The 14,095-nt window shown below is 40.9% G+C and carries 13 protein-coding genes; 10 read left to right on the plus strand and 3 right to left on the minus strand.

The window, feature by feature from the left end:
- Positions 1-207 precede the first annotated feature (207 nt).
- Together DOZ58_RS00855 and DOZ58_RS00860 are read left to right on the plus strand one after the other, a co-directional pair.
- Complete coding sequence (locus DOZ58_RS00855) at positions 208-2,028, plus strand: sensor domain-containing diguanylate cyclase (RefSeq protein WP_111886564.1); 1,821 nt, start codon at positions 208-210, stop codon at positions 2,026-2,028.
- Positions 2,029-2,044: 16 nt separating this feature from the next.
- Entirely contained in the window at positions 2,045-2,689 is a 645-nt protein-coding gene (locus DOZ58_RS00860; RefSeq protein ID WP_242988558.1) for an HAD hydrolase-like protein, read from the plus strand.
- 53 nt (positions 2,690-2,742) lie between these two features.
- Here the strand turns inward: DOZ58_RS00860 and DOZ58_RS00865 are convergent, their stop codons facing one another.
- Positions 2,743-3,159, minus strand: coding sequence for a hypothetical protein (locus DOZ58_RS00865; RefSeq protein ID WP_111886565.1), 417 nt, complete (start codon positions 3,157-3,159; stop codon positions 2,743-2,745).
- A gap of 155 nt (positions 3,160-3,314) precedes the next feature.
- Here DOZ58_RS00865 and DOZ58_RS00870 point away from each other — a divergent pair, with 155 nt between their 5' ends.
- The 3 genes from DOZ58_RS00870 (at position 3,315) to DOZ58_RS18425 (ending at position 5,438) form a co-directional block, all read left to right on the plus strand.
- Complete coding sequence (locus DOZ58_RS00870) at positions 3,315-4,691, plus strand: GntP family permease (RefSeq protein WP_111886566.1); 1,377 nt, start codon at positions 3,315-3,317, stop codon at positions 4,689-4,691.
- A gap of 197 nt (positions 4,692-4,888) precedes the next feature.
- Positions 4,889-5,095, plus strand: a complete 207-nt coding sequence (locus DOZ58_RS00875; RefSeq protein WP_111886567.1) for a YjfB family protein — start codon at positions 4,889-4,891, stop codon at positions 5,093-5,095.
- Positions 5,096-5,270: 175 nt separating this feature from the next.
- The gene (locus DOZ58_RS18425; RefSeq protein WP_162624369.1) at positions 5,271-5,438 is read left to right on the plus strand and encodes a hypothetical protein; all 168 of its coding nucleotides are present in this window, start codon (positions 5,271-5,273) and stop codon (positions 5,436-5,438) included.
- Between the two features lie 67 nt (positions 5,439-5,505).
- Here the strand turns inward: DOZ58_RS18425 and DOZ58_RS18775 are convergent, their stop codons facing one another.
- On the minus strand, positions 5,506-6,264 hold the full coding sequence (locus DOZ58_RS18775) for a peptidylprolyl isomerase (RefSeq protein WP_111886568.1): 759 nt from the start codon (positions 6,262-6,264) through the stop codon (positions 5,506-5,508).
- 295 nt (positions 6,265-6,559) lie between these two features.
- Here DOZ58_RS18775 and DOZ58_RS00885 point away from each other — a divergent pair, with 295 nt between their 5' ends.
- Positions 6,560-6,979 carry a MarR family winged helix-turn-helix transcriptional regulator gene (locus DOZ58_RS00885; RefSeq protein WP_242988559.1) on the plus strand — a complete coding sequence of 140 codons (420 nt, stop codon included), beginning with the start codon at positions 6,560-6,562 and terminating at the stop codon, positions 6,977-6,979.
- A gap of 37 nt (positions 6,980-7,016) precedes the next feature.
- Complete coding sequence (lon, locus tag DOZ58_RS00890; protein WP_111886570.1) at positions 7,017-9,404, plus strand: endopeptidase La; 2,388 nt, start codon at positions 7,017-7,019, stop codon at positions 9,402-9,404.
- 32 nt (positions 9,405-9,436) lie between these two features.
- Here lon and DOZ58_RS18625 read toward each other — a convergent pair whose 3' ends face one another.
- Positions 9,437-9,574: a hypothetical protein gene (locus DOZ58_RS18625; RefSeq protein WP_204355447.1), complete on the minus strand. Its 138-nt coding sequence runs from the start codon at positions 9,572-9,574 to the stop codon at positions 9,437-9,439.
- 84 nt (positions 9,575-9,658) lie between these two features.
- On the opposite strand from DOZ58_RS18625, the gene mutL reads away from it, so the two are divergent.
- From mutL to DOZ58_RS00905, 3 genes are read left to right on the plus strand one after another with little or no spacing between them, the layout of a single operon-like run.
- Positions 9,659-11,806, plus strand: coding sequence for a DNA mismatch repair endonuclease MutL (mutL, locus tag DOZ58_RS00895; protein ID WP_111889648.1), 2,148 nt, complete (start codon positions 9,659-9,661; stop codon positions 11,804-11,806).
- A 1-nt stretch (position 11,807) separates the two neighbouring features.
- Complete coding sequence (gene miaA, locus DOZ58_RS00900; protein WP_111886571.1) at positions 11,808-12,773, plus strand: tRNA (adenosine(37)-N6)-dimethylallyltransferase MiaA; 966 nt, start codon at positions 11,808-11,810, stop codon at positions 12,771-12,773.
- Entirely contained in the window at positions 12,760-14,082 is a 1,323-nt protein-coding gene (locus DOZ58_RS00905) for a methionine gamma-lyase family protein (RefSeq protein ID WP_111886572.1), read from the plus strand. Before miaA ends, DOZ58_RS00905 begins: the two co-directional genes overlap by 14 nt.
- Positions 14,083-14,095: the final 13 nt, after the last annotated feature.

Consider the following 14,095-nt stretch of genomic DNA (forward strand, 5'->3'; position numbering starts at 1 on the left):
CCCGAAAAATGGTGTCAAATCCAGATGAGAATCGCTTTTTTTATAATACTCAAAATAAAAAGGGTCGGTAATGGATTTTGTTGACAGATTGTATTATAATATATCTATGAATTGAAGGCAAATATACAAAAGAATCATCTTTAGTGAAAATATGGCGATGTGCGTTAAATCAATAACAGTAAGACATCAGAAAGTAAGGTGTTCAGAATGCTGAATGAGTTAAATGTTTTTTCAGAAGAGAATTTGATAACGATGGCGGTGATTTTAACCATTGTTTTTTTTAGTTTGGTTGGTGGTGCAGGCTATCACTTTACAAAAATGAAAAAAAGGCGTGAAGAATGGCAACAAACTGAAAAAATGTATCAGGGTGTTTTTAACCAGGTTACTGAGAGTGTCATTATTGTTGATAATGAAGGGATTATATTCAAGGCGAATGATACGTTTCTAAATTATCAGGGAAAACCTGCAGATAAAATTATTGGCAAAAGCATCCAGCGTATTCCGATGGATTATGTTTTTGAAGAGGAACGGGATGAACTGAATAAGGCGATTGCGCAAAAGGGTGTTTATGAAAGAGATATCAAATTTTTTCATAAAAGCGGCGAAGTGATCCCAATTCATCTGGTCTTTAAACCGCTAAAAATGCGTGACAAAAAAGGGTGCGAAAAGAGCTATCTGATTATAACGGGAAAAGATTTAAAAAAGGCCAATGAGAAGGATGCATATATCAGCCAGCAAAAAGAAGAACTCCTGGAAATTCAACGTCTTGCTCATTTGGGTTACTGGGAAATGAATTATTTAACAAAAAAAATTTACTGGTCAAGGGAACTTTATAGTATACTGGGTTATGAAGAAGGGGAAGTTGAACCCAATCTTGACATCATTTATTGGATGGCCTATGAGGATGATCAAAACCGCGTTTGGAAAGCATTCCTGCGGGCATTTCAAGCTCAGGAGAAGGTCGATACTCATTATCGCATAAAAAATAATCGCGGAGAAATTCGGGACATTTACTTAAGAGTACGACATTATTTTACAAAAGATAACGAACATCAGCGAACAATTGGGATTCTCCAGGATGTCACAAAACAGGTTGATTTGCGAGAAGAATTGAATGCCCAGCTTGTTTTTACAGATAAGGTTCTAAACAATAGCCGGCTTTTGTTTATTGAATTCAATAATGCTTTTGAAGTCCTCAGTATTAATCATGTGGTTCATCAATTAAGTGGAATAAATTATGATGAGGTTGAAGATAAGAACTTACGGGATATTTTTGGGAATCTTAAACGTCTCCATCGAAAATTCATAAATGAAAACCTGGATTTCAAAAAACCGTTGCCTTTTAAGGATCACAAAGGGAATATTCACTATATCCAATGGGATCATGCGACGTTTACCAGAAGAGATGGAAAAAATACCAATATTCTGCTTGGAATCGACGTTACCGACACTATTGAAAAGAGAAAAGCTTTGGAAGCGGCTTTTATCCAAGACCCGATAACCAAACTCCCCAATCGTTATAAATTAGAACAGGTTTTGGGAAATTATTTTAGTAAATGCAAAAATAATTCGGAAAAGCATCTGGCTTTGATCTTTATTCATCTTGAGGGACTTCACACAGTCGGTGATGCTTTTGGTCAAACGATTGAAGATCAGTTGATCCAATCTTTAAGTGAACAATTATATGATGTTATTGGGAAGTATGGGTTACTAGTTCGTCGCTACTCGGATCAGTTTGCGCTATTCTATCCCTGTGATTCAAGCATAAAAATAATTCTTGAAATCTGTCAGATGATTACGGACTTACTTAGTAATCCCTTCATTATTGAAGGAAACGCTTTTATTTTAAGAAACCACATTGGTGTTTCCAAATATCCGGATCACGCTACAAATAAAGAAGATTTGATCCGTTTTGGCAGTGCTGCGATGCATGAAGCCCAGCGATTGGATCTGGATTGCTATTTTTATCACGATTCCCTAGGAAAGAAATTAAAAAGTAAAGTAAATGGATATGAACTAAACAACTAAATTTGAGGAGTCATCTATGACCTATAAGTGTGTGGTTTTCGATTTTGACGGTACCCTTGCGGATACTGAGGAGAAAGCCTTTAATATATATAACAGTCTGGCAAAAAAATATAAGTACAGCACAGTCACTATGGAAGAATTACAGCATATCAAAAATCTTCACATCAAAGAGATCAAGGAAATTGTGGATATCCCTTTTTACAAATTCCCCCGGGCAATCCGGGATGGACAAAAGATGATGAGAAAAGAATCAAGCGAAATTCATGCTTTCGCTCCGGATATTCATGATTTTTTTACAGCACTGCGTAAAGAAACCGATCATATTGGGATACTTACCTCCAATATTAAAAAAACCGTTTCTGATTTTTTAATAACCTATGATATTAGTCATGAGATTGAGTTTATCATGTGTTCCGCACTCATGTCCAAGTCAAAAAAAATCAAGAAAGTTCTGCGAAAGCATGACATTAAGCCTGACGAAATGCTTTATATCGGGGATGAGGTTCGTGATATAGAAGCCTGCCAAAAGGCCGGGGTGGATGTGGTTGCTGTTAAATGGGGATACAATTCCCCCTTTGCACTTGAAAAATGTAAGCCCACTTTTATGATTGATACCATATGGGATGTCATTGATATTGTTAGAACAAACAACAAACCTTAAATGAGATTGGCTCGCTAACTAGACGCGTGAAGAAAAAAGCTTTTCTACGCATTTTATGGTGTGATTAAGCGGTATTGGCTGGGGGTTTTTGAGACGAGTACGGAGACATTGAGATCATCATTAATTTCAGCAACAACGGCGGCGATGGCTTCATCATTTGCACCATAAATTACACAATTTAGTGTTGTTTCGTCGACGATAAAAGCACCTACATAATAGTAACCATTAGATACTGTAACAGTAACACCGCTGACATGGCTTAGTAATTTTAGCTTAACGATTTCGATGGCTTCCTGGGTGTCCATGACCTGCTTGCCAGTGGTCACATCATTTAGTCCAATGAGGAGTTCATAGCGGTCAGTGGTTTCCAGATCAATGGTATCGGATTTTTTTTCAGAGGAGGATACACAACCAGCAAGAGTTATGATACAAAGGATAAAAGTGCCTAATAAAAGCAGTTTCTTTTTCAAGACGATTCTCCTAACTATTTTTTTATAATCCATTTTTTAGTGCATGAGTACTCTTTTTATCATAACATAGATTGATAGCAAAAGAAATGCTGATTCAAATGAAAATAACAAGCGTTTCACAATTTAAAAAAAGAGCATCTGTGAAAGGAGACCTTATGACGGGGTTAGCTTTGATGATTGCATTGGTCATTGCAATAAGCTTGATGATTCTGGCCATTTCCCGCTGGGGAGTGCATCCCTTTATAGCAATTATGGGCGTTTCATTAATGCTTGCTTTAATTGTTGGTTTACCGCTTTCGGAGATACCCGGAATTTTAGGATCTGGTTTTGCTGGGATTTTCACAAGCATCGGCATTGTGATCATCCTGGGGACTTTGATTGGGCTGATTCTGGAAAAAACAGGAGCAGCGATTAAATTGGCAGACATGGTGGTAAAAGTAATTGGCCCCAAAAATCCGGAGCTCGCTTTAATGATAATGGGCTGGATTGTGGCAGTGCCAGTTTTTTGCGACAGTGGTTTTGTGATTCTGAATCCAATTCGCAAAGCAATGTGGGCTAAAACAAGAACCTCGTCAGTTGCTATGACAGTGGCTTTGTCAGCAGGACTTTATACTGCGCATGTATTTATTCCACCAACACCGGGCCCCATTGCGGCAGCAGGGTCTCTGGGTGTCTCTAATTACCTGCTAATGGTTATTGCGATGGGCACTCTGGTATCGATACCAACTTTACTTGCAGCTCTGATATTTTCGAAGTACATTGCGAAAAAAGTTAAATCACGCGAAGAGCAGGGTGTTTGGGATTATCAAAAAAGTGTGGCGGAACTGGTTTTAGAGTACGGGGAAATTCCCGGTGGTATGGCATCGCTTTCGCCTATTCTGGTACCGATTATACTGATGACACTTGGTTCGCTTGCCAGTCTGTTAGCGATTGGTGGACTTCCCGGACAAATTATGATTTTTTTAGGAACTCCGATGATTGCCTTGACGGTTGGCTTGCTGTGCGCATTGGGGCTCTTAGTTTCGACGAAAAGGATGTCTGATTTTTACGAACTGACCAATGAAACATTAAAGGTTGTCGGGCCGATTCTTTTTGTAACCGCTGCTGGCGGAGTTTTAGGTAAGGTGATTGTGGCAGCTGGCTTTGTTGATTTTATTCAGGTAAATGCGGGCATTATTTCCCGGGCCGGCATTTTTTTTCCTTTCTTAATTGCGGCGATCTTAAAAACCGCTCAGGGATCTTCAACCGTTGCAATCACGACCACAGCGGGTATTATGGGCGTCTATTCAGATCCGACCTCAATGATGTCTGCTTTAGGTTTGTCAAGTCCGATGGCCGCTGTTTTGGCCGTGCTGGCCATTGGAGCCGGAGGGATGACCGTTTCGCATGCAAATGACAGTTACTTTTGGGTGGTGACTAACTTTAGCAAAATGGAAACCCAGGATGGCTATAAAACACAAACAATTGTGACCTTTATTATGGGGATGACAGCGATGGCCGCGATATTTATATTAGCAAAGATATTATTATAGTTTAAATCTTGATAATATTTAAAAACGGATGTGAATTAAAGGTTTGTGTTACAAATTATGATATAATAGTAAAGTAAATTAGAATTAATACGATAACAGATATAGATGTGTTGCACACATTAATAAATGATAGCGATTAAAATAAGGGAGAAGATTCATAAAAATTATGAATCATCTCAAAGAAAGGTGGAATGAACATGGATATTGCAGCACTTTCGATGGGAATGAGTCAAATGCAGGTCGCCCAACAGGCTAGTGTATCGGTGATGAAGATGGCAATGGAGACGGGGACTGAGCAAATGACCGATATGATGGCAATGGTGGAAACAAGTACCCCAGTTGCTACGACTGCTGGCCCCTCACCTGACCCCAATATTGGACAACTACTGGACATTTCTGTTTAAGAAGAATCCAGCCGGTAGGTGACTGGCTGGATTTTTTTTTAGATAAAATGCAAAAAAAGAATAAGCGGATCTGTAGTCGGGTTGAAAACTATTGCGGATTGTCTAAAAAGCCCTGATTTAAAATCAAAAACAGGGGTATAAATTAGATATAACAAAGAAAGCTGGAGGAAGTAATATGTGTTGTAATAAAAATGAAGATAGCCAATGCTGTATGATGGCACATAAGGATAAAATTATCCCTTGTGCCTTGGTTGCACTTACAATTACCTTTACAATAGTGGGGTTTGTCATTGGTCACCGATTTATGGGTAAAGGCTGTTGTAAAAGTCAGGACGAAGAATAAAATAACAGATCGTCTGGAGTTAGCAATTAGAAAAGACCAAAGCAAACCCGTTGCTTTGGTCTTTTTATTACAGAATCGTAGTTTCCATTTTAACCGGATATTTTTGTTTAAGGTCTTCAACCTTGCCGATAAAAGCTTTGTTTTGTTTTTCTCTTAATAAGTAATTTCGAGCATTTTCCTTTACTGCATCAAAGGGAATGGTTTGAGCAATCTTACGATCCGTCAGCTTAATAATATGGTAACCAAACTGGGTTTTTACTGGTAGCTCAGTCATTTCATTTATTTCCAGTGCGAAGGCAGCAGTTTCAAATTCTGGAACCATCTGGCCTTTAGAAAAATAGCTTAGATCGCCGCCCTTATCATTAGAAGGGCAAATTGAATATTCTTTTGCTGCTGCTTCAAAGGATTTGCCGGCTTTGATTTCTTCAATAATTGTCGAAGCCTGTTCTTCATTAGGTAAAAGAATGTGGCTGGCTCGAATGCTGTCTGGTGCAATGAACTGGCTTGGGTTTTCATCGTAGAATTTTTGCACTTCTTCATCTGGAATGGTGATATCCATCATGAATTTTGCAATCATATGGGTTTTTAGAAGCTTTTCTTCTGCATCGATGAGCATTTTCTGGAATTCTTCGCTTTCATCAACCTTTGCTTTTTTGCCTTCTAAGTAAAATAGCTCTTGGGCAATAAGTTCTTCTAGTAATTGACGTCGTCCTTCTTTTGAGGTGAATTGATTTGCCTGTTCCTGAGGTAATTGTTTTATTAAGGCATCTAAATCCGTGGTGTAAATCGTTTTACCATCCACGGTAGCCAACGGTTTTTTTTCCATAATGGTCTCCTTTAAGTCTAAAATAATTTATTATTCTAAAATCATAGCCTTTTAAAGAGGCTTTGTCAACAGACGAAGGAGCGGGGGATATAAATATAATCGATTGAAGCAGCAAAATAGCTGTCTGAAGTTGATCAATGTGATCATCTTTTAAGTCGATAAGCGGCTAAAAAATTAAGTAAAACTTAACGATTCCGAATAAGCATAACCTTTTATTGACAAGATAAGCAACCGGAGCTATACTTATACCAAGTAGTTAGGTAAGTGCTAACTAATAAAAAAGTTGGGTGATAATATGATATGTAAGAAAAATGAACTATATGAGGCTTATCATAAACTGCTTAAACTCAATGCAGCTTTCCATGAAAATGAAACCTGCTTGTGTCAGGCGGAAGATGTAACCTCAAAACAGAAATATTATCTTAAAATCATCGACAAGAATTATCGGGTAACCTTCAGCCAGTTGGCTCAGGAAACAAAGAATTCGAAACCGACGATTACCGAATTGATTAGTAAATTTATTTCCATGGGCTGTGTGTATCGGGAACGTTCGCCAGAGGATGGCAGGGTGTATTTTATCTATCTTACACCAAAGGGACAATCAATTGCCAGATCCGAGGAAAGAACCCAGATTCAAGTTATTGAACGGATTAAAAACAGTCTCACCGAAGATGAGCTGGATCAATTGATCACCTTACTAAACAAAATTCTTTAATAAAAATTAAATTGTTAAAGGATGAGGAGGAAGAAAAATGAACACACTAGAAATTAAAAACGCACCATTAATTCCGATCACAGAAACAGTGATTTATCCAGGGATTTCAAATCGTATTTTTGTAAATGAGGATATTGGAAACAATATCAAAGAATTGATTATCAAGAATAATACCTTGGCCATTGGTCTATCAACAAAAGATTATAAAGGACTCGTTCAATTGACCGCTGATTCGTTTTATCGTATCGGTGTGTTAATGAAATTTGATAATATCCAAAAGTCCGATAATGGTTTTGTTATTGATATCACCACCATCAATCGGGTTAAGGTTCTGGACTTCAGCTTTGAAGAAAAACAGATTAATGCTTCTTATACCATTCAGGAAGATATTCTGGATATCAATGCTGACGAAGAACAGGAAATGATTATGTACATTAAAGGCTTAATGAAAGATTTAAGTCATAATTTTAAGGGTGCTGAGTACTTTGTCAGTATTCTGGAAGGATTACCTTCTTTAGAAGAAATTATGGGTTACACTATTCCCATGATGGGTATTCCTTTAAAAAGCAAACAGGTTCTTCTGGAAATTGATTCAATCAAAGAAAGAACGCTGAGCTTTATTGACTATATCATCCGGGAAAAGGATTCCGTACACCTGCAACTCGAAATTAGTAAAAAATATTCTCAACGTAAGGATAAAACCTATCGTGAAGCGATGCTTCGGGAACAACTTAAGAATATTAAAGCAGAATTAGGTGAACTGGATGAAGAATTAGAAGAAGAAGCCGATTATCGAAAAAGAGTTCTGGATTCAGATATGCCTGCAGACATTAAAAAAATAGCGTTAAAAGAAGTCCGCAAATTTGAAAATTCGCCGCCAAACGGAGGTGAAAGCAATGTGATCATGAATTACCTTGATCTGCTTTTGGAACTCCCTTGGACCAGTGAGAAAAAAGAAATCGATATTGAACACGCCAGACAGGTACTTGAATCCCATCACTTTGGTATTGACGATGTAAAAAAACGAATCATTGAACATTTGGCCGTGATGAAGTTAAAAGAAGACAAACAAGGTTCGATCTTATTGTTAGTGGGACCTCCGGGAACCGGAAAAACCAGTTTGGGTAAGAGCATTGCCGAAGCCCTTGATCGCAAATATGTACGTGCCAGCTTAGGCGGGGTGCGGGATGAAGCCGAGATTCGCGGACATCGCAAGACTTACCTTGGTGCAATGCCGGGACGTATTATTAAAGGCATTGCCAATGCCGAAGCTAAAAATCCGGTTTTCATTTTAGATGAAATTGACAAGATGGGCATGTCTCATCAGGGTGATCCTGGTTCAGCGCTCCTGGAAGTCTTAGATCCTGAGCAAAATTGTACCTTCTCTGATCACTATCTGGAAATTCCCTATGATTTATCCGAGGTATTTTTTATTGCGACAGCCAATGACCTTAGCACGATCCCAGCACCACTTTTGGATCGAGCCGAAATAATTCAGCTGTCAAGCTATACCAACGGTGAAAAGAAACGGATTGCTATTGATCATCTGTTGCCAAGTGTTTTAGATGATCACGGCTTAACCTCTGAGATGCTTCAGATTGAAGAAACAGCTGTTGAAGCGATTGTCGAAAATTACACCGCTGAAGCTGGCGTCCGTGGCCTGACCAAACAACTGGCAAAAATTGCCAGAGTAGTTTCTGAAAAAATCGTTTCGAAAAAAGTTGAACTGCCGTTTATTGTAACAACTCAAAATATCAGCGAAGTATTGGGTAATAAAACCAGACGTCATGAAAAAGCGGGTGAAAATAATAAACCAGGTGTCGTAACCGGAATGGCGTGGACCGCTGTCGGCGGAGAAATTCTCTTTACCGAAGCCAGCCTGATGCCGGGCAGTGGCAAGCTGACCCTAACCGGTCAACTGGGCGATGTCATGAAAGAAAGTGCCACCATTGCGATGAGCCTGATTCGCTCACGATTGGGTGATTTGGCCAATGGATTTGACTATTTTAAAAATGATACCCACATTCATGTCCCATCGGGATCAACTCCAAAAGATGGACCATCTGCCGGGGTGACGCTAACGACGGCTTTGGCATCCTTGATTTTAGGCAAACCGGTTGATTCTAAACTTTCTATGACCGGGGAAATTACCTTAAGCGGTCAGGTACTACCAGTTGGTGGCATTAAAGAAAAGGTTATCGCAGCGCAGCGTAGCGGTATCACTAAAATTTTATTGCCAAAAGACAATGAAAAAGATGTCAGTGATATTCCTGAAGAAGTGCGAAATGCTTTAACCATCATTCATGTTTCAACCATTGAAGAAGTGTTAAGAGAAGCATTGGGAATTGAGCTGCCAGAATGCAAACCGGTTCTTAATCGACCAATAGGCGATTCCAATGTGCAGCTGAGCATGGTTGGTGAATAAAATACTATAGACTAAAGGTGTAGAAACAAGTCCTAAGCAGAACCGGACAGGTTCGTAAGTGTTGTTGCGGCAAAGGTCTGAACCTGCGGGTCAGCAATCACCATCTTTTTTCGCTTGAGGGATGGACACCTGATATGGAAGGTGACGTTTAGCGCAAATCGCTCCATCATTAAGGGAGCTGTCAGATGACAGCTCCCTTTTTTTTCTGCCAGGTTTTGTCGACGGTCTTATTTTCTTATGATATAATATTTTCTATGAAAATTAAGATGCTAAATAATGAAACAATTAATAAAATAGCTGCCGGTGAGGTGATTGTCCGGCCCGTGTCAGTAGTAAAGGAATTGGTGGAAAATGCCATTGACGCTGGCGCCAACCAGATTACTGTAATCATTGAAGCGGGTGGAAAAAACCGGATTACAGTTCAGGACAATGGCTGCGGGATTGCCTATAATGAGATTCCGCTGGCCTTTAAACGCCATGCCACTAGTAAGTTATCAACCATCGACGATCTGGAATCGATTGAATCACTGGGGTTTAGAGGCGAAGCATTATCCAGTGTGTCAGCAGTCGCCAAGGTGCAGATTACTACCCGGTTTACGAATGAAGAGGTTGGAAGTTTAACCTTGTTTGAAGGTGGAAAACTCATTAATCAGCGGGTTTGTGCCTATAATCGCGGCACCGAAATCACAGTGAGTGATCTTTTCTACAATACGCCGGCCCGACGAAAACATATGGAAAAGGACAAAAAAGAAGAAATGATCGTTCGGGATCTGTTAGAAAAAATTGCTATTTCCCATCCGGGGGTTCGCTTTCAGCTTAGTTGCAACGGGCGAATTGTGCTTGATACCCCAGGTACCGGAAAGGTGATCGATGTGGTTGCGGGGCTTTATGGGATTGATGTGGCGGCTAATTTGATCGCTCTGAATTATGAAAACAAACCCATGAAGCTGGCGGGTTTAGTGGGAAACCTCAAAACCATGCGAAATCATCGCGACGATCAGGTGTTTTTTATTAATGGACGCTATATTAAAAATAATCGACTGGCTCAGGCATTAGATGAAGCCTATGAGGGCTATAGCATGAAACATCAGCACCCCCTTGGTATTATTTTTATGACGCTACCGGGCCGAATGCTTGACATAAACATCCATCCGGCTAAAACCGAAATAAAAATTCTAAATGAAAGCCTGGTCTGTCTGCTCTTTAAACAGGGGATCAGGGAAACCCTCAGAAATACCAATCTAATCGTTGAACTGGGGACGGTTGATGATCAAACGGAAGAAGCTAAAAAATTCGAAACTGATCGCGTCGGGATAGATACAAAACGTGTTGAGAAACACACACGTGTGCAAAGAAGTTTTCTGGAAGATCAGACCAGCATTGACACTATGGCATCAACTAAAAAAGCGTCCTCGATGGAAGATGACATTGATTTCGTAAAAAAAACGGAAGCACTTGAATATCAGGGTCAATTCAGTCCCCCCAATATCCCAATCAAAAGAGAAGAAGCCGTCTTGCCACGAAATAGTAAGGTAGCGCCTGAAGTCCATAATGATGACAAATTTGATTCGCTTAGGACTCCGAATGCAGATACAAATCTGATCACAAAAGTGAGTCTCGCGGGAGAAGGGCAAGAAATTGATATAGCGCCTCTTGAGACTAAGGACAAAAGGAGGTTAGTCGTCGACAATTCTAATCGTGTTGCCGAAGCGTCGGTTAGTTTTAATAGCGATGTTATCAATCGCGGGACAATTGATCATGATGAGAAAGCGGTGCCAGGATTTAAAAAAGATGTTCAGGACCTGGCAAAAATGAGAATTGTCGGACAGCTGTTTAATGTATATATTCTTCTGGAGGGTGAAAAAGAAATTTATCTTCTTGATCAACATGCGGCCCACGAAGCTTTCTTAACCCAGGAGCTGATGGGAATTTTTAATCGCAATGAAGGTCTTCCCAGTCAGGGGTTGATGACACCGATACCTTTAAAAGTTCGTCCCAAAGATTTAACCCTGATCGAAAATGCGTTGGCTGAGTATCAAAGATTGGGCTATGACTGTGATGTTTTTGGAGATGATACCTTGCTTGTTCGTAGTGTCCCGGTATTATTAGGGGAACCCCAGAGCCCGGACTTATTAAAAGCGATGATTGACGAACATCTTTTTGAAAGTAACGAAAATACTGAGGGCAACACGGTTTTTTCAGAAAAAGTAAAAAATAAAATCATTATGATGGCTTGTAAAGCTGCCATTAAAGGCGGGCAATCTTTGACCCAGGCTGAAATTAGAAAACTTCTTGAAGATTTGAGGCGTCTCAGTAATCCCTATACTTGTCCCCATGGACGCCCTATCATCATGAGATTAAAGGAATATGAATTAATGAAATTATTCAAGCGGGTGGTATAAGATGGAAACAAAAAAACCAAAAATACTCGTCGTGGTAGGACCGACTGCCAGCGGAAAAACCGCATTGGGGGTGGCACTTGCAAAAAAATTGAATGGTGAGATTATTTCTGCGGACTCCATGCAAATCTATAAATATATGAACATTGGTACAGCCAAGGTCACCTTAGAAGAAATGCAGGGGGTACCTCATCATCTGGTAGATTGTGTGTCCCCGGATGAAGAATTCAGTGTCGCAAAATATAAGAAAGCCGCACTGGGTGCCATCGAAGCCATTCTTTCAAAAGGAAAGCTTCCTATTATAATAGGGGGGACAGGATTATACATTAATAGTCTTAGTCTGCCCTGGGATTTTCAAAAAAAGGACAGTGATGAAATAATACGGTGGCGACTAACGGCCGAAGCCGAAGTCCTGGGGAAGGAAGCCTTATACCAGCGGCTAAAATCGGTGGATCCGGTTACGGCAGAAAGTGTTCACCCCAATAATCAAAATCGGATTATCCGGGCGTTGGAAATTTATGAGCTCACTGGCAAGCCGAAATCCCATTTTGATGAAGAGACAAAAAAACAGGAAGTTCCTTATGATTATATTATTCTGGGGTTGGACTGGGACCGCGAGACGCTCTATCATCGGATTAACCATCGGGTTGATCGGATGATTGAGGAAGGTCTTGTTGAAGAGACAAAGATGCTGGTTGAGCGGGGCTATGACTGGAACTTGACGGCACTAAAGGCAATTGGCTATAAAGAGCTAAAACCCTACCTGGAAGGGGTGTCCACCTTGGCAGAAGCGGTAACCATTCTAAAACGGGATTCCCGACACTACGCCAAACGTCAAATGACCTGGTTTCGCAAAGATAAGCGCATCCAGTGGCTGAAAATGAGTGAGGCCAAAGACTTGGAGACCCAGGTTGAGGCGTGTCTAAAGCTGATTCTTCCTCAATTTGAACCAATAAATGAAAGTGAGTAATTGTTTGAACATACAAAAAGACATTAAAACCTATCTTGAACAGGAATTTGAGATTTCAGCAGAAGTCATCGATTTCGTAAAAAAAGTCGAAAATGAGGTTCACTCCCAACTAAAAGAACGGGATGATCTGTCAGAGCTTCATCAGTATCGGGTCATCAAAGCGATGCAAAAGGCGGGACTGGGTGATCGACACTTTACTGTTTCGACTGGCTATGGCTATGACGATGTCGGACGGGAAGTGGTTGAAACCATCTATGCCGATGTTTTCGGAGCAGAAGATGCCTTGGTGAGGCCGCATATTTCATCGGGAACCCACGCGATTGCATTAGCTTTGTATGGGGTCCTTCGCCCCGGCGACCATTTACTGGCCATTACCGGTTCGCCCTACGATACCATCCGCTCCGTGATCGGTCTGGAAGAGACTTGTGTTGGGCAGGGAACCATTAAAGAATTTGGAGTCACCTATAATCAGATCGAATTGCTGGCTGATGGCAGTTTTGATGAAGTGGCGATTCTTTCTGCCATTACCCCAAATACGAAAATGATTTATCTGCAGCGATCCACGGGTTACAGCTGGCGGGCGGCACTAAGCATCAACGCGATGGCAGAGATGATTAAAAAAATTCGAGCAGTAAAAACAGATGTGATTGTTTTTGTCGACAATTGCTATGGCGAATTTATGGACCGGGTCGAACCAGTGTTAATCGGTGCCGATTTAATGGCCGGTTCGCTGATCAAAAATCCCGGTGGCGGCTTAGCGCCGACCGGCGGTTATGTCGCTGGTCGAGCGGATCTGGTCCATTTGGCCGCCTGCCGTCTGGCGGCTCCCGGAGTAGCCAGAGAAACCGGTGCCACCCTGGGAATAAACCGCACCTTGCTGCAAGGTCTGTTTTTGGCTCCAACGGTGGTGGCCCAGGCAATTAAGTCGGCGGTGCTATTGGCCGCTTGCTATAAAAAGCTGGGTTTTGCCGTTTGCCCCGAAGTGATGGACTATCGCAGTGATATCATTCAGAGTGTTTGTTTAAAAACCGCCGAAGCGGTTAAAACATTTTGTCGGGCGATTCAGGAAGCGGCTCCGGTGGACAGCCAGGCCACCCCTGAACCATGGGATATGCCCGGCTATTCGGATCCCATTATTATGGCAGCCGGTGCTTTTATTCAAGGTTCTTCCATCGAACTTTCGGCTGACGCCCCGATGCGGGAACCTTACTATGTTTATTTTCAAGGCGGTCTGACACATTTTCACGGTAAGCTGGGTGTATTGCTCAGCCTCCAACGCCTACTCGATAAACAACTTGTGAAAATTTAAAAATTAAGATTAG

Origin of the sequence: Acetobacterium sp. KB-1 (assembly GCF_003260995.1) — a bacterium.
Classification (GTDB): Bacteria; Bacillota; Clostridia; order Eubacteriales; family Eubacteriaceae; genus Acetobacterium; species Acetobacterium carbinolicum.